The following is a 16,508-nucleotide window of genomic DNA, read 5'->3' on the forward strand; positions in this document are numbered from 1 at the left end:
GCAGCCCCAGGAACCGCGCCAGGTTTCCGCCCCTGGTCAGGCCGGTGATCGTCCAGTACGGCAGCAGCGCGGCCCCGCGGACCACCCGCGTGACCGGGCGGACGGCGGCGATGCCGAGGCGTTCGGAGTCGGCGACGGTCACCGCGACGGCGGCGGCGGTCGCGGCCGTGCGGATCATCTGGTCCGAGGCGGCCTCCTGGGTGAGCGGCTCCCGGCCGATTCCGGCGCGGTCGAAGGCGTTCAACGCGGACATGCCCAGCGTGACGGTGTGCTCCTGCGGATTTTCCAGGCGCCGCAACAGGTCCGCGTGCTCCTCCAGGAACAGCTCGCCGCGCGAACGCCGGTCCGCGCCGTCGCCGCGGTCGGCGAGGATCGCCGCCCGCAGCCGGGGGAGCTCCTCGCAGATGATGCGCCAGTGCAGGCCCCACGCGGCCAGCTCGGCGAGCTTCAGCGACGACGGCGACAGCTCGCCGTCGGCCCGGTAGATGCCGGCGAGCTCCTCGGCGGCCGCGACGGCGCAGTCGGCGACCTGGACCGGCAGCTCCAGTCCGAACATCGTGCCGAGGACCTCGTCGACGACGGCCTTCGCGCGTTCCTCCGGCGTGCGCTCGTCGCCCTCCGGCCGGCCGAGCAGGTCCATCCTGCGCAGCCGCCGCGGGTCGAACAGCACCCGGCACAGCATCGTGGCGCCGTCGAGCCGTCCCCAGATCCAGTCGTTGACCCGCCACGACCGCTTGAGGAACCCGGAGAACCGCGACAGCGACGCGCCGCCCGCCTTGTCGTCGGCGGTGATCGACTGCTGCGCGAACGCGTTGCGCGTCTGCAGCGAGACCTGCACCAGCTCGACCGGCGTGTCCAGCCCCGTCGAGGCGTCGTCGGACAGGCACGTGCCCGCGACCTCCAGCGCGAGCATTCGCGACAGCCACCGCTCGCCGTCGCTCAGCCCGGCCTCCTGCGCCGTCGGCGGGGTCGAGAGCAGGGCGTGCCAGCACTTCAGGCCACCGAGCTCCAGCCGGCGTTCGTCCAGGCCGCCGACCACGCGCTGCGCCTCGCCGACGACCCGGCCGATCTCGGCGACCTGCGCCTTGACCTCCAGCCCGAGGTGCCCGTCGAGCATCTGCTCGTGGTAGCTCGCGAGCCGCCCGGTCCAGTACTCCTCGCCGAGCGAGTCCGACGGCTGCCACGCGAACAGCTCGCCGCGCAGCCGGCGCAGCTCCGCGCGGACCTGGTGGAGCTCGCCACGCGACCGCGCGATCGCGTCGGCCCTGCCGTCCGGCGCGACCCACACGAGCCGTTTGAGCAGGTCGAGGGCCGACGCGCCGAGGCGTTCGGCCATCGTGACGCCCCACTCCCAGCCCAGGTCCTCGCGGCACACGGCGTCCGGCAGCCGCACACCCGGCACGTACGGCAGCACGCCGTGCTTCTTCTTCCACGCGCGCTGCGCGGACTCGGCGGCCCGGCGCGCCCGTTCGAACGACCAGTTGGCCGGGTTGCCGTCCGTCAGCGCGAACTGCTGCGCGGTCACCTGGCGCGCGGCCAGCCGGATCTCGACGTCCTCGTAGTGGCCGAAGAGCTTGTCCGCCAGCGAGTACACCTCGTCGACGACGTTCCCGCCGCTCGCGTGCAGCCGCTCCAGCAACGCCATCCGGCCGCCCCTGCTCGACGCGGCCCGCCGGTTGTGCTCCTCGATCTTCTCGACGTAGGTGCGGTTCGCCTGGCTGGACATGGCGCTCAGCAGCTTCGCGCCGGAGCCGACCGTCGTGAACCCGGCGGCCGAGGTGTCGGCCCGCGGCTCGGAACCCAGCGGCTCGGCGTGCGGGAAGACGAGCAGCATGACCCGGCGCACCGGCCCGTCCGCGGGCATCCGATCGATCGCCTCGAGGGCCTCCTTGGTCGGGGTGTTGACCAGGACGCCGCCGTCGACGGCGAACCTGCTGCGGTCGCGGCCGTTGGCCCAGCTCGCGACATCCGCCATGTCGGGACGCCCCGGACTGCTCTGGCCGCCCACGGGGATGAAGCTCGGCTCGAACGCGAACGGGAAGCTCGCACTGCTGCGCGCGGCCAGCGCGAGCTGCTCGACGCGGTCGGGCAGCGTCGCGCCCGCGAAGTCGTCGCGGGTGTCCTCGCTGACCCAGTCGTAGGGGTCGCGGCGGAACGAGAACGACCCCTGGTGCACCGACTGCGTGAGCGGCTGCCCCAGGTCGTCGTAGGTGATCGTGGGAACCCCGCCCAGCAGGGTCGTCGTGATCCGCAGGTCGATCGGCCGTTCGGAGGCCGCGGTGGGTTCGAAGTCCGCGGTGAGCCGGGCGAGCGCCTCCTGCAGCCGCGGGTAGAAGAACTCGTCGCCCTTGAGCAGGCTCGCCGGCTGGCCGCGGAACGGCGTCCGCAGCAGCTGCTCCATCCGCCCCTGCTCCGCCCACAGGTCCCGCAGCCTGCTCAGGTCCGCCTTCTTGTTGACCTGCGACAACGCCAGCGCGGCCCCGTTGATGCCCCCGGCCGACGTGCCCGAGATGACGTCCGCCCGCGCCGTGCAGCCGACCAGGTCCAGCAGCGGCTGGTAGGTGCTGCCCGGCCTGGTCAGGCGGTCCAGCTCCAGCACCACGCCGCCCATCCAGACCGCGAGGCTCACGCCGCCGTTGAGGACTACCGCGAAGCGGACCTCTTCTCGCGACATGGACTGCTCGGACATGCCGCACCACCCCCTCCGGTCGATCTTCCCCTCTGTAGGAGTGGTCGTTCGGCGGGCAGATGCGGTTACGGAGCGAACCGTGCGAGTGGCGGGGATTCCGCGCTCGTCGTCCAGGAGCTTCGCCTGGTCACGACACCGTGTCGGACTTCAGGAACGGGCCCACCCGCTTGCGTGCGATCAGCACGCACACCGCGAACGTGATCACGGCACCCGCGACGGCCTGGGGAACGGTGTAGGCGCGCCCGTCGAACGCCGAGCCGGTCGGCGGCAGGATCACCGCGATCACCGCGGAGGTGACCATCGCGAACATCCGGAACTTGGGCCCGACCACGGCGGTGGCCAGCGGCAGGGCGGCCCACAGGACGTACCAGGGCTGGAGCACCGGGCCGAGCACGAGGATCGCGCCCAGCGCGGCGCCCAGGCCGTTCATCGCCTTGATCCGGCCCTTGAAGCTGCGCCACAGCAGGCCGACGGTGATGACGACCGAGATGCCCTGGCCCAGCAGCCGGGTCAGCGCGATCATCGACTCGGTGTGGTTGCCCAGGCCCAGCAGGAGGCCGGTGCCCGCGCCCAGGAAGCCCAGCGCCGTCGGGGGAGACATCCACGATTTGACGGTCGAGGCGACGTTCAGCGTCTCGACCCAGCCGAAGCCGAACCCGGTGCCGAGGCAGATCACCACCACGCCGACACCGGCTATCGCCGCCATCACGCCGGCCACCAGCGCGAGGTGCTTGAGCTGACCGCCGAGCTTGCGCGCGACCAGCACGCCGAGGAAGCCCAGCGCGGCCATCGCCGGGATCTTCACCATCGCGCCGCAGACTATTACGCCGGAGCCGAGGGCGATCCACGACCACTTCAGCGGTTCGAGGCCGCGCATCGCCAGTTCGAAGCCGACCAGCATCAGGCCGAGTGCCAGGCCGTCGTTGTGCACGCCGATGACGATGTGGAACAGCACCAGCGGGTTCAGCGCGCCCAGCCACAGCGCGCCCACCGGGGGGACGCCGAAGCGCGCGGCCAGGCGGGGGAGGGCCCACACGATCATCGCCAGGCCGCACAGGACCAGCAGGCGGTGCACGAACACGCCCGACACGACGTGGTCGCCGGTCAGCATCGCCGTCAGCCTGCCGAACGCGAGGAACAGCGGTCCGTACGGAGCCGGGGTCTCCCGCCAGATGTTCGGCACGCCGCGGGTCAGCACGTGGTCGACGCCCAGCGCCGTGGCCGGGCCCAGCTCGTACGGGTCCTGGCCGCGTGCCGCGATCTCGCTCTGCGCGAGGTAGGAGTACACGTCGCGGGAGAACATCGGCACGCAGAAGACCAGCGGAACGGTCCACATCAGCAGCGTGCGGTCCATCTGGCTGCGCGAGACCAGCCGCGGGCGGCCCGGCCGCACGAAGCGGCCCAGCGCCAGCCACGCCGACACGATCATGAAGATGCCGGTCCAGACGACCCCCATCGCGACGCTGGGCATCCTCGAGAAGAGTCCGAGGACGGGCACGCCGTAGAGGGGGGAGTAGATCGGTGCCGCGCCGCCTCCGAGGGACCCGACGGTCAGCAGGAGAGCGCCGATCGTGCCCCAGCGGCGGACGATGTCCAGCTGGCGGCGCTCCCGGTTGTTCAGGGCGTCGCTCTGCGGAGTGGTGGTTCCGCCGTTCGTGGGCATGGTGGCAGCGTATCCAGCCACGTTCAGCCGTGAGTCAGGTCACCCTGTGACCGCGATCTTTGCGACCTCCGGCTAAATACGCAACACTGGTGTTGTGAAAAACGCCGAGACCCACTTTGACGCCGTGCCGCAGCACGACGGCAAGACTCGGCGTGCTGTCGCCAGGCTCCTCCTGGAGCAGGGCCCGGTCACCGCGGCAGCCGTCGCGGAGGAACTGGGAATCAGCCCCACGGCCGTGCGCCGGCACATCGACGCACTGCTCGCGGACGGCGAGGCGACCACGAGGGACGCACCGCGCCAGACCCAACGGGGCCGGGGCCGTCCCGCGAAGCTCTTCCTGCTCACCGACGCCGGACGTGCCCGGTTCGGCCACGCCTACGACGACCTCGCGGTCGCCGCGATCAGGTTCCTCGCCCAGACGGGTGGAGAGGAAGCGGTCAAGGCCTTCGCACGAAGTCGTGTCGACGCGCTCGTGGACCGCCACCGGACGACGATCGTGGCCCAGGCCACGCCCGCCGAACGGGCGAAGGCCCTCGCTGCCGCGTTGACCAGGGAGGGTTACGCTGCGGCGGCTCGTCACGTCGGCGTGAGCGAGCAGCTGTGCCAGCACCACTGCCCGGTCGCCCACGTGGCGGCCGAGTTCCCCCAGCTGTGCGAGACCGAGACGGAGACGTTCGCGAACCTCCTCGGAACCCACGTGCAGCGCCTCGCGACGATCGCAAGCGGCCACGCCGTGTGCACGACGCACATCCCGAACGTTCAACCCGGCTCTGCCGGAAAGCTCATCCCAGATGATGGAGGGGAGCCCGCATGACTGCCGCTGCCGAGCAGCGCACGCCCACCACGGTGCAGTCTCCGCTCACGCAGGAAGAGACCATCGCGTCTCTCGGCAACTACGAGTTCGGCTGGGCCGACTCGGACACTGCCGGCGCGAGCGCCCGCCGAGGCCTCAGCGAGGACGTCGTCCGCGACATCTCGGCGAAGAAGGACGAGCCCGAGTGGATGCTCGAGTACCGGTTGAAGGCGCTCAAGCTCTTCGACCTCAAGCCGATGCCGAGCTGGGGCGCTGACCTCTCTGGGATCGACTTCGACTCGATCAAGTACTTCGTGCGCTCCACCGAGAAGCAGGCCGCTTCCTGGGAGGACCTGCCCGAGGACATCAAGAACACCTACGACCGCCTGGGCATCCCCGAGGCCGAGAAGCAGCGCCTCGTCGCCGGCGTCGCGGCCCAGTACGAGTCCGAGGTCGTCTACCACCAGATCCGCGAGGACCTGGAGCAGCAGGGTGTCATCTTCCTCGACACCGACTCGGGCCTGCGCGAGCACCCGGAGCTCTTCCAGGAGTACTTCGGGTCCGTCATCCCCGCGGGTGACAACAAGTTCTCCGCGCTGAACTCCGCGACCTGGTCCGGCGGCTCGTTCATCTACGTGCCGAAGGGCGTGCACGTGGACATCCCGCTGCAGGCCTACTTCCGGATCAACACCGAGAACATGGGCCAGTTCGAGCGCACGCTGATCATCGTCGACGAGGGTGCCTACGTGCACTACGTCGAGGGCTGCACGGCGCCGATCTACTCCTCGGACTCGCTGCACTCGGCCGTCGTCGAGATCATCGTGAAGAAGGGCGGCCGCTGCCGCTACACGACGATCCAGAACTGGTCGAACAACGTCTACAACCTGGTCACCAAGCGCGCCAAGGCCGAAGAGGGCGCGACCATGGAGTGGGTCGACGGCAACATCGGCTCCAAGGTGACCATGAAGTACCCGGCCGTCTTCCTGATGGGCGAGCACGCCAAGGGCGAGGTCCTCTCGATCGCGTTCGCGGGCGAGGGCCAGCACCAGGACGCCGGCGCCAAGATGGTCCACATGGCCCCGCACACCTCCTCGACCATCGTGTCGAAGTCGGTGGCGCGCGGCGGTGGCCGCACGTCCTACCGCGGCCTGGTCCAGGTCAACAAGCGGGCGCACCACTCGAAGTCCACGGTGAAGTGCGACGCGCTGCTGGTCGACACCATCAGCCGCTCGGACACCTACCCGTACGTCGACGTCCGCGAGGACGACGTCGCGATGGGCCACGAGGCCACGGTCTCGAAGGTCTCCGAGGACCAGCTGTTCTACCTGATGTCGCGCGGCCTGAACGAGGACGAGGCCATGGCGATGATCGTGCGCGGGTTCGTCGAGCCCATCGCGCGCGAGCTCCCCATGGAGTACGCCCTCGAGCTCAACCGCCTGATCGAACTGCAGATGGAAGGGGCCGTCGGCTGACATGGCCGCCCTGTCGACTCAACCTCACTCCCACGGTGCCGTCGTCCCGGTCGCCTCGCGCGCGGAGCACTTCACGTCCTACGACGTGGACGCGTTCGAGGTCCCGGGCGGCCGTGAGGAGATCTGGCGCTTCACGCCTCTCAAGCGTCTGGCCGGTCTGCACTCCGGCGCTGCGGCAACGGGTTCCGCTGCCGTCGAGGTGAACGCCGCCGCCGGTGTCACCGTCGAGACGGTCGGTCGTGACGACGACCGCCTCGGCGGGGCCGGTGTCCCCGGCGACCGCATCGCCGCCCAGGCGTACACGTCCTTCGAGCAGGCCACGGTCGTGACGCTGCCCGGCGACGCGAAGTCCGAGCCCACGACCGTCACCGTCACCGGTGCCGGCGAGGGCCAGGTCGCGTACGGCCACCTGCTGGTCAAGGCCTCGCAGTTCGCCGAGGGCACGGTCGTCGTCGACTACCGCGGCTCCGGCGCGTACGCCGAGAACGTCGAGTTCGTCGTCGCGGACGGCGCGCACCTCCAGGTGATCGCGATCCACGACTGGGCCGACGACGCGGTGCACGTCTCGCAGCACCACGTGAAGCTCGGCCGCGACGCGTCCATCAAGCACACCGTGGTCACGCTGGGCGGCGACGCCGTCCGCATCACGCCGGTCGTGCAGTACGCGGGCAAGGGTGGTGACGCGGAGCTGTTCGGCCTGTACTTCGCGGACGCCGGCCAGCACCAGGAGCACCGCCCATTCATCGACCACTCGCAGCCCAACTGCCGCAGCAACGTCGTCTACAAGGGCGCGCTGCAGGGCGACGGCGCGCACGCCGTGTGGATCGGCGACGTGCTGATCCGCGTGGCGGCCGAGGGCACCGAGACGTTCGAGCTGAACCGCAACCTGGTGCTCACCGACGGCGCGCGTGCCGACTCGGTGCCGAACCTGGAGATCGAGACCGGCGAGATCGAGGGCGCGGGCCACGCCAGCGCCACCGGCCGGTTCGACGACGAGCAGCTGTTCTACCTGCAGGCGCGCGGCATCCCGGAGGACCAGGCACGGCGTCTCGTCGTGCGCGGCTTCTTCCAGGAGCTGATCGCGAAGATCTCGGTCCCCGAGGTGCGCGAGCGCCTCGAGGCCGCCATCGAGGCAGAGCTCGAGGCGGTCGGGGCGTGATCAAGGTGTGTGCACTGTCCGAACTGGACAACCGCAAGCCGTTGGCGGCCACCGTGGACGACGTCGACGTCGTCCTGGTGCGCGACGGCGAGCGGGTGCACGCACTCGCGGACCTGTGCTCGCACGCCGCGGTGTCGCTGAGCGAGGGCGAGATCACCCGCAAGGGGATCGAGTGCTGGTTGCACGGGTCGTGCTTCGACCTGCAGACCGGCAAGCCCTCGTCGCCGCCCGCCAGCGAACCGGTCGACGTCTACGCCGTCGACATCCGTGACGGCGACGTCTTCGTCGACGTCACCGTCACCACGAACTGACTTTAGCTAGACCACCAGGAGATTCAGCAGTCATGGCCACCCTTGAGATCAAGGACCTGCACGTCTCGGTCGTCAGCGAGGACGCTCCCAAGGAGATCCTCAAGGGCGTCGACCTGACGATCAAGGCCGGCGAGACGCACGCCATCATGGGCCCCAACGGCTCCGGCAAGTCCACGCTGTCCTACGCGATCGCCGGGCACCCGAAGTACACGATCACCTCGGGCACCGTCACGCTCGACGGTGAGGACGTCCTCGAGATGTCCGTCGACGAGCGCGCCCGCGCCGGCCTGTTCCTCGCCATGCAGTACCCGGTCGAGGTCCCCGGCGTCTCGATGTCGAACTTCCTGCGCACCGCCGCCACCGCCGTCCGCGGCGAGGCCCCGAACCTCCGCCACTGGGTGAAGGAGGTCAAGGGCGCGATGGCCGACCTCGACATCGACCCGGCGTTCGCCGAGCGCTCGGTGAACGAGGGCTTCTCCGGCGGTGAGAAGAAGCGCCACGAGATCCTGCAGCTGGGCCTGCTCCAGCCGAAGGTCGCGATCCTCGACGAGACCGACTCCGGTCTGGACGTTGACGCGCTGCGCGTCGTGTCCGAGGGCGTCAACCGCTACAAGGCCTCCGGTGAGGTCGGCGTCATGCTGATCACGCACTACACCCGGATCCTCAAGTACATCCAGCCCGACTTCGTGCACGTCTTCGCGAACGGCCGGATCGTCGAGTCCGGTGGCCGCGAGCTCGCTGACGTGCTCGAGTCCGAGGGTTACGTGAAGTACACCGGCAAGACGGAAGCCGCAGCCCTTTCCTGACGTTGAAGGTGTTGAGAGGAGGCGCTGTGACCACCACCGCAGCACCACTGGACGTGACCGCTCTCCGAGCGGACTTCCCGATCCTGTCTCGCACCGTTCGTGACGGGAAGCGCCTGGTCTACCTGGACTCCGGCGCCACCTCGCAACGCCCGACGCAGGTTCTGGACGCCGAGAAGGCGTTCCTGCAGCAGCACAACGCCGCTGTGCACCGCGGTGCGCACCAGCTGGCGGAGGAAGCGACCGACGCGTACGAGGGTGCGCGTCAGCGCATCGCGGACTTCGTCGGCGCCGACTTCGGCGAGCTGGTGTTCACCAAGAACGCCACCGAGGGCTTCAACCTCGTGGCGTACGCGATGGGCAACGCCGCGACCTCGGGCCCCGAGGCCGCGCGGTTCGTCGTGGGTCCCGGCGACGAGATCGTCGTGACCGAGATGGAGCACCACGCGAACCTCGTTCCGTGGCAACAGCTCGCCGCTCGCACCGGCGCGACCCTGAAGTGGTTCAAGCTGACCTCTGACGGCAGGCTCGACCTGTCCGATGTGGACAGCGTGATCACGCCCCGGGCGAAGGTCGTGGCGTTCACGCACCAGTCCAACGTGACCGGCGTGATCAACCCGGTCGACGTGCTCGTCGCGGCCGCGCGGAAGGTCGGTGCGCTGACCGTGCTGGACGCGTGCCAGTCCGTCCCGCACGGACCGGTCGACTTCCACGCGCTGGACGTCGACTTCGCGTCGTTCTCCGGCCACAAGATGCTCGGCCCGTCCGGCATCGGTGTCCTCTACGGACGGCGTGAGCTGCTGGAGGCGTTGCCCCCCTTCATCACCGGCGGTTCGATGATCGAGCTGGTGAAGATGGAGGGCTCGACGTTCGCCCCGCCACCGCAGCGCTTCGAGGCAGGTTCGCCGATGACGTCCCAGGCCGTCGGCCTGGGTGCCGCGGTGGACTACCTGAGCGTCGTGGGCATGGAGCGCGTCCACGCCCACGAGCACGCGCTGACCGTCGCCGCGCTGGAAGGCCTGTCGGCGGTGCGGGGCGTCCGCCTGATCGGCCCGGCCGACGCCGTGAACCGCGGCGGCGCCGTGCCGTTCGAGATCGAGGGCGTCCACCCGCACGACGCCGGCCAGGTGCTCGACAGCCTGGGCATCGCCGTGCGCGTCGGCCACCACTGCGCGTGGCCGCTGCACCGCTGCCTCAACGCCCAGTCGTCGGTGCGCGCGACGTTCTACCTGTACAACACGCTGGACGAGGTCGACGCGCTCGTCGACGGCGTCCGCGAGGCGCAGAAGTTCTTCGGGGTGGCCTGAGATGCAGCTCCAGCAGATGTACCAGGAGATCATCCTGGACCACTACAAGAACCCGCACGGGCGCGGCCTGCGCGACCCGTTCGACGCCGAGTCGTTCCAGGTCAACCCGACCTGCGGCGACGAGGTGACGCTGCGGGTCAAGCTCGACGGCGAGATCGTCTCCGACGTCTCCTACGACGGCCAGGGCTGCTCGATCAGCCAGGCCTCGACGTCGGTGCTGACCGACCTCGTCGTGGGCAAGCCCGTCGGCGAGGCGTTCGAGAAGCTGGACGCGTTCGTCGAGCTGATGCAGGGCCGCGGCCAGATCGAGCCGGACGAGGACGTGCTGGAGGACGGCATCGCCTTCGCCGGTGTCGCGAAGTACCCGGCGCGCGTGAAGTGCGCGCTGCTGGGCTGGATGGCGTTCAAGGACGCAGTCGCACGAAGCCAGGGAGCAGCATGAGCACCGAAGATGTGGTCCGGGGAGCCGAAGGCATGCCGGTCTTCGAGCCCAAGGCTGACGTCGCCGCACTGGACGACGTGGAAGAAGCCATGCGCGACGTCGTGGACCCCGAGCTCGGCATCAACGTCGTCGACCTCGGCCTGGTCTACGACATCCACGTCGACGAGAAGAACGTCGCCACCATCGACATGACGCTCACCTCGGCGGCCTGCCCGCTGACCGACGTCATCGAGGACCAGACCCGCGCGGCCCTCACCGGCGGCACGGGCGGCGGCCTGGTGTCGGACTTCCGCATCAACTGGGTGTGGATGCCGCCGTGGGGCCCGGAGAAGATCACCGACGACGGCCGCGAGCAGCTGCGCGCGTTGGGCTTCACCGTCTGAGTTCCCAAGCTCTGGAACGGCGCGCATCCACCGGGTGCGCGCCGTTTCGCTTGAGTAGGATTAAATGCGTTGCACCGGTTTCCGGCCGTCGCATAACTTGTTCTCGTACCGATCGACGAAGACAAACGGAGGAAGACATGCTTGCCAAGGCGGAGCTTGCGGGATGGCGAATTCTCGCCCTCGTCGCCGGCGGTCTGCTGGCGCTGGCGTGGGGCTCCACGCCATGACCTGATCCCCAGGTCATGACCTCGGAGCCGCCCACGGAGAACGTGGGCGGTTTCTTTTTTGCACTGCGTGTGGAAAGCGCGGTGAATTGCCCCTGTAGCCCAACGGAAGAGGCAACGCGCTCAGAACGCGTCCGGTCCGGGTTCGAATCCTGGTAGGGGTACGACACAACCGAACAAAGGGGGACGCGCCGGCGCGCAGGTGATCCTTGCAAGATCGCCCCGGAGGGTTCGACACCCTCGTCTTCCACGCACGTCCCGTAGCTCAGCCCGGTGAGAGCGTCCGTCTGATACGCGGCAGGTCCCAGGTTCAAGTCCTGGCGGGACGACCACGCTACAAAGAACACGTGGACCACATCAGCAGAGCCGCGGCCGCGGCCGGCGCGTTGTTCCTCGACGAGCAGGGGCGCGTCCTGCTCGTCGAACCCACCTACAAGCCGTCCTGGGAGATCCCCGGCGGAATGGTCGAACCCGGCGAGACCCCGAGCGAGGCCTGCCGCCGCGAGGTCGAGGAGGAGCTCGGCCTCGTCCGGGAGACCGGCCGGCTGCTCGTCGTCGACTGGGCGCCCAAGGACGGCCATGACCGCATCCTGTTCATCTTCGACGGCGGCACGCTCTCCGCGCACGACCCCATCCGGCTCCAGGAGGAGGAGCTCCGGTCGTACGAGTTCGTGCCGCTGCACCTCGCCGGGCACCGACTCGTTCCGCGCCTCGCCGTCCGGCTCGCCGAAGCGTTGCGGGCCAAGGAGTCCGGAGACACCCGCTACCTCGAACACGGCCGGCTCTAGCCACCGATCACACGGGCGCGGTCTGCGCCACCAGCAGGCCCACCACGTCGTCGAGCCGCCCGCGCCGCGCGAACGCACGGCGTTGCCGCACCGCCCCCGTGCCGTCGAGCAGCAACCGGTCGATGCCGTCGCTCACCATCTGGTAGTCGCCGGCGAGCTCCAGCGCCGGCCGGATCCACCGCAGCAACGACGCCACGATCGACGACATGGGCGTCGGCGCGCCCGTCACCGGATCGATGCCGAAACCCTCCAGGCCGTCGCGCGCGGCACGCCACAGCGCGACCTTCAGCAGGTGCGGCGGGATGTTCGGTGCCATCGCGCCCGAACTCAGCGCGGTGGTGGCGATTCCGCGCACCAGCGCCGCCATCAGCACCGCCTCCTCGACGGTCGGCGCCACGTCGCAGACGCGCAGCTCCAGCGTGGGGTGGCGGGCGGAGAGCCGGACGTCCCAGTAGAGCATCCCCGCGTCGATCGCCGCGCCGCTCGCGACGATCTCCTCCCGTGCCGCGTAGTACTCGGCCGCGTTGTCGAAGTGCGGCGGCGCACCCGAAGTGGGCCAACGGTTCCAGACCACGTACCGCCAGCTCGCGTAGCCGGTGTCACCGTCGAGCCAGTACGGCGAGTTCGCGCCCAGCGCCAGCAGCGCCGGCAGCCACGGGCGCAGGTGGTTGCTCACGAAGATCTTCGACTCGTCGTCGGGCAGACCCACGTGCACGTGGCAGCCGCAGATCGCGAGGTCGTTGGTGAGCGCGCCCATCTCCGCCGCCATCCGGTGGTAGCGCGGGGAGTTCGTCAACGGCGTCGGCATCGTCAGCCCCAGCACGGGCGTGCCGGTCGCGGCCAGCCGGGCGTCGTGGCGCTCGGCCCGTTCGATCAGCGCACGGCGCGCGACGGCCAGCTCGTCGCGCAGCTCGCCCATGTCGGTGCACACACCGCTGGCCGATTCCACCTGGTATTGCGCGATTTCCGGCTGGAGGTCCACCGCGAACCCGTCCGCTCCGGCGAGCACTTCCTTGGCACGGTTGGCCAAATGGCCCGTGGAGGCTTCGACGAGGACGAACTCCTCTTCCACCCCAACGGTGAGAAGGCCGTCCATGCTCGTGCGTTGCGCTGGTACCGATTGAGTTCTGCTGCCGACCTGCACGCCGAACCTCCAGTGCACTGAGTAGCGCCCTCGATGCTATGAGTAATCGAAGGGCCGCACAGGAGGCGTTCGGTTGTACTTGTCAACTCACCGCGCGTTGCGCGACACCCCGCAGCACGTCACGTCGTTCGCTGCCCGGCCGGCCCATCACCCAGCTGGATCCGGCGAGCGACTTCGCGTGCTCCTTGACTGGTGCCAGCAACCGCGACACCTCGCGATACGACCCCACTGATCCCGGGGCACAGATAAGGGTCGCAAGAGAGAGGGTCACGTGTCGTCCCTCCGCCGTGTATGGCTTGTCGAGCAGACGAGCACTCAGCGGAACCGTCTCGTCGAGCCCGGCGAGGAGGAGGAAGTCGTCACCGCCGACGTGCCCGACCTGCACACCGGGGAACGCGTGCGCGAGGTCCGCCAGGTCGTGCCCGATCTCGCGGATCAGGTCGTCGCCCGCCGCGAACCCGACCGTGTCGTTCACCAGCTTGAAGGCGTCGACGTCGAGCCACGAGACCGCGAAGATCTCGGCTGCCTCGATGCGTCGTTCCACTTCCTTCGCCACGGCGTCACTGCCCGGCAGACGCGTGAGCGGGCTCAACGCCGCCGCCTGCTCCACCTTCAGCTCCGCAACGCCACGGACCACGTCCGCCACACGAACCACGCCCATGCACCGCTCGTTGTGGTCCACCAGGATCAGGTCGTCGTTGGTGCGTTCACGGTTCGCACCGGCCACTACGTCCAGAAGGTCGAGCGCCGACGCCTCCGTGCCGATGACGTGCGGCTTGTCCGCGAGACGCGCCGCCTCGCGCTTGGCGTGCAACGCGTGCCCGTACGGCCCGGTGACCGCGAGCAGGAACCGGTTGCGGTCCACCGACCACCGCGGGCGCCCCTCGTCGTCGACCAGCACGACACCCGTGATCGACGGCTGCGTCACGAACACCTCGCGCACCTCGTCGCTCGTGGCGTGTTCGGGCAACGTCGTCGCGGGGTGCAGGAAGTCGGTCACCCGCGGACCGGTGGTGTTGCGCCGGATCTCCCCGGTCTCCGTGACGGCCTCGGGCGCGATGCGGGCGTTCACGGCCGGCCGCCGCTGCGGGGGAGCGAGGAGCTTGCCCTGCGCGTGCCCCACCCCGAGCTTGCGCAGGTACGTCAGCTCCGCCTCGGTCTCCACGCCCTCGGCGACGACCTGCCCGCCCGTGTACTCGCCCAGGTGCACCAGCGACCGCACCAGCGCACCCCGTGCCGGGTCCTCCGGCAACGAGCGGACGATCTCGCGGTCGAGCTTGATGAAGTCGGGTGAGGCGCTCGTCAGCAACCCGAGCGGCACGTCGCCCTCGCCCACGCAGTCGAGCGCGATGCGGAAACCGTTGTTGCGCAACGTCTGCATCCCGCGCGCGAGGCGGCCGCGGTTGGCGCGCGAGTACGGCTCGCCGATCTCGACGACGACGCTGTCGGGCGAGCGGCGGGCGTCCCGCAGCGCTCCGTAGAGCGGGCCCATGACCTCGGGCCTGTCGGCGACCGTGATCGCGAGCAGGTTCACGTGCAACGGCAGCATGAGGTCGAAGTCGGCGGCCGCCCGGACGGCGCGGCACGCGAGGCCGACGTCGGCGTTGGTCAGCAGGCCGGCCTGGAAGGCGGCCTGGAGGAGATCCTGCACGCTGCCGTCGTGCGGCCGGGCCAGGGCCTCCACCGCGACGACGCCCCCGGTGTTCAGGTTGAACAGCGGCTGGAAGGCGAACCTGACGTCATCCAGCAATGCGGGCACGCTTCTGATCGTGCCGGTGCGAACGACCTGCCACCAAGGGGGTTCACCAGGTGTTCACGATTTCGGCGACGAGCCGCCACGGTGCGGCTGCGCTCGGTGATCCGCTGGTCACGCCGGGGATCCGCTAAAAGATCAGCTTCTTCCTGAGCCAGCGCGGCGCGATCCGGAACAAAGCGGTCATCGCCGTCACCATTCCTTTCACGTCCTCCCGGCCGGACAGGTAGGCGCGCTGATGATTCGCGTCGAGCTGGAAGAACACCTCGAAGAAGTCCCGGGTCTCGTCGGCGTCCATCCGCAGCAGCACCTCCAGGCCGCGGCGGCGCATCGCGTGCACGATCCGCGCCTTCTTCGACCAGATGACGCGCTGCGGGTCCTCACCGGCCTTGACGGCCTGGGCGACCTTCGGCGCCAGGGTGAGGGACGTGGCGACGCTGTAGCCGGTGGCCGGGTGGATGAAGCCGGCACTCGCGCCGAACGCGAGCCCGTCGGCCTTCGGCGCGTCGAGGGGGAAGCGGACGCGTTCCTCCTGCGTGCCGGGAGCGAGCCGTGCGTGCAGCCGACGGCGGAGCTCGTCGAGCGGCGTCGCGGGACGGCCGGCCAGACACGTCTCCTCCACGAGAACGCGGTTGTCCCCCAGCGGGACCGTGTAGAGGAACGTGTCGCCGTTGCGCCAGTCCATCAACGTCGTCTCGGTGCAGTCCGACTCGATGATCGTCCCCACGGCCGTCTGCTCCGCACGGCCTTTACGCGCGCCAGTGGCGTTGAACGTGTAGCGCGCGTCCGTCGGACGTTGGAGGACGGTGACCGTGTCCGGGAGTGCGTGCAGACGCGCGTTGTCGAGGATGACGTACTCGCGGGGGATGAGGTGCTCTTCGCGTGCGTAGACGCGCACCACCTTGCTCGTGACCTTCGTGGGCGTGCCGTGGGGGAGCTCGTCCGCCCACGAGCCGTAGGTCGCCGTCCACACCCGTTCCGGCTGGCGGTCGACTATCGCCGTGTCGAGGCCTTCCTGGGCGCACGCACGTGCGAGTGCCCGTCCGGCCGGGCCGCCGCCGATCACCAGAACGTCGAACATGGCTCCAATGATCGACGTTGCGGACGAAGCCCACCGAATGAAGGCGGACTGTTCGGAGGGACGTGGGTCACACCGCCACGGCCGGACCAGGGCCGCAGCTCCCTGCCGGAAGTCGAACGCCCAGGTCAGCGGTGGTGCGGCTGTTGGTGGTACCCCCGATTTGGAGATCGAAACAGCCCCGTGTAATGTTCTCCATGTCAGAGCGAAGCGGGCCGGAAATACCAACCGGAACGGGCCTGGCAAAAAACCGGAGAAGAAGAGCCTCCTAGAGGACGATTTGACACCGGCGAGCAGGACCAAATAAGCTTCAGCAACACAAGCCCCGAGTGAAACTCTCCGGAAACGGAGTGAGGATCCGGTGAGCGCGTGTTCTTTGAGAACTCAACAGCGTGCCGAAACACAGCCAGTAATATGAATACTCCTCGTCAGGAGTATTCCTTTGAGTAGCAATACCAGATTGCCAGACATATTCCGTCTGGAGCGATCACAACGATCC

At 69.4% G+C, this 16,508-nt stretch carries 14 protein-coding genes and 2 tRNA genes; 11 read left to right on the forward strand and 5 right to left on the reverse strand.

The features are described 5' to 3' along the window. Together VF330_RS31630 and mptB are read right to left on the reverse strand one after the other, a co-directional pair. Positions 1 to 2,689, reverse strand: a 2,689-nt coding sequence (locus tag VF330_RS31630) for a patatin-like protein (RefSeq protein WP_330855364.1), incomplete at its 3' end; no start/stop codon positions are given. A 127-nt stretch (positions 2,690 to 2,816) separates the two neighbouring features. After that, the gene (mptB, locus tag VF330_RS31635) at positions 2,817 to 4,352 is read right to left on the reverse strand and encodes a polyprenol phosphomannose-dependent alpha 1,6 mannosyltransferase MptB (RefSeq protein ID WP_330855365.1); all 1,536 of its coding nucleotides are present in this window, start codon (positions 4,350 to 4,352) and stop codon (positions 2,817 to 2,819) included. 124 nt (positions 4,353 to 4,476) lie between these two features. Here mptB and VF330_RS31640 point away from each other — a divergent pair, with 124 nt between their 5' ends. The 11 genes from VF330_RS31640 to VF330_RS31690 all read left to right on the forward strand — a co-directional run bounded on the left by VF330_RS31640 (position 4,477) and on the right by VF330_RS31690 (position 12,034). Next, positions 4,477 to 5,166, forward strand: coding sequence for a metalloregulator ArsR/SmtB family transcription factor (locus VF330_RS31640; RefSeq protein WP_330855366.1), 690 nt, complete (start codon positions 4,477 to 4,479; stop codon positions 5,164 to 5,166). Continuing rightward, the gene (gene sufB, locus VF330_RS31645) at positions 5,163 to 6,617 is read left to right on the forward strand and encodes a Fe-S cluster assembly protein SufB (protein ID WP_330855367.1); all 1,455 of its coding nucleotides are present in this window, start codon (positions 5,163 to 5,165) and stop codon (positions 6,615 to 6,617) included. The genes VF330_RS31640 and sufB overlap by 4 nt, the downstream gene beginning before the upstream one ends. Position 6,618: 1 nt before the next feature. Continuing rightward, positions 6,619 to 7,776: a Fe-S cluster assembly protein SufD gene (sufD, locus tag VF330_RS31650; RefSeq protein ID WP_330855368.1), complete on the forward strand. Its 1,158-nt coding sequence runs from the start codon at positions 6,619 to 6,621 to the stop codon at positions 7,774 to 7,776. Further along, a complete protein-coding gene (locus VF330_RS31655) occupies positions 7,773 to 8,087 on the forward strand; it encodes a non-heme iron oxygenase ferredoxin subunit (protein ID WP_330855369.1) in 315 nt (104 codons plus the stop codon). The genes sufD and VF330_RS31655 overlap by 4 nt, the downstream gene beginning before the upstream one ends. A 32-nt stretch (positions 8,088 to 8,119) precedes the next feature. Next, positions 8,120 to 8,893: a Fe-S cluster assembly ATPase SufC gene (sufC, locus tag VF330_RS31660; RefSeq protein WP_266041288.1), complete on the forward strand. Its 774-nt coding sequence runs from the start codon at positions 8,120 to 8,122 to the stop codon at positions 8,891 to 8,893. 26 nt (positions 8,894 to 8,919) lie between these two features. Further along, complete coding sequence (locus VF330_RS31665; protein ID WP_330855370.1) at positions 8,920 to 10,197, forward strand: cysteine desulfurase; 1,278 nt, start codon at positions 8,920 to 8,922, stop codon at positions 10,195 to 10,197. Position 10,198: 1 nt separating this feature from the next. Next, entirely contained in the window at positions 10,199 to 10,639 is a 441-nt protein-coding gene (gene sufU / locus VF330_RS31670; RefSeq protein WP_330855371.1) for a Fe-S cluster assembly sulfur transfer protein SufU, read from the forward strand. Next, on the forward strand, positions 10,636 to 11,022 hold the full coding sequence (locus VF330_RS31675; protein WP_330855372.1) for a metal-sulfur cluster assembly factor: 387 nt from the start codon (positions 10,636 to 10,638) through the stop codon (positions 11,020 to 11,022). Before sufU ends, VF330_RS31675 begins: the two co-directional genes overlap by 4 nt. 315 nt (positions 11,023 to 11,337) lie before the next feature. Continuing rightward, positions 11,338 to 11,410, forward strand: a tRNA-Leu gene (locus tag VF330_RS31680). A gap of 90 nt (positions 11,411 to 11,500) precedes the next feature. Next, positions 11,501 to 11,578, forward strand: a tRNA-Ile gene (locus VF330_RS31685). A gap of 15 nt (positions 11,579 to 11,593) precedes the next feature. Beyond that, the gene (locus tag VF330_RS31690) at positions 11,594 to 12,034 is read left to right on the forward strand and encodes an NUDIX hydrolase (RefSeq protein WP_330855373.1); all 441 of its coding nucleotides are present in this window, start codon (positions 11,594 to 11,596) and stop codon (positions 12,032 to 12,034) included. A gap of 7 nt (positions 12,035 to 12,041) precedes the next feature. Here VF330_RS31690 and VF330_RS31695 read toward each other — a convergent pair whose 3' ends face one another. From VF330_RS31695 to VF330_RS31705, 3 genes are all read right to left on the reverse strand, one after another. After that, a complete protein-coding gene (locus VF330_RS31695; protein ID WP_330855374.1) occupies positions 12,042 to 13,130 on the reverse strand; it encodes a glutamate--cysteine ligase in 1,089 nt (362 codons plus the stop codon). Positions 13,131 to 13,260: 130 nt separating this feature from the next. Next, positions 13,261 to 14,937 (reverse strand): GGDEF domain-containing protein, encoded by a 1,677-nt coding sequence (locus VF330_RS31700; RefSeq protein WP_330855375.1) that lies wholly within the window; start codon positions 14,935 to 14,937, stop codon positions 13,261 to 13,263. Between the two features lie 124 nt (positions 14,938 to 15,061). Beyond that, complete coding sequence (locus VF330_RS31705; RefSeq protein ID WP_330855376.1) at positions 15,062 to 16,012, reverse strand: lycopene cyclase family protein; 951 nt, start codon at positions 16,010 to 16,012, stop codon at positions 15,062 to 15,064. Positions 16,013 to 16,508: the final 496 nt, after the last annotated feature.

It is taken from the genome of Lentzea sp., from assembly GCF_036380075.1.
GTDB lineage: Bacteria > Actinomycetota > Actinomycetes > Mycobacteriales > Pseudonocardiaceae > Lentzea.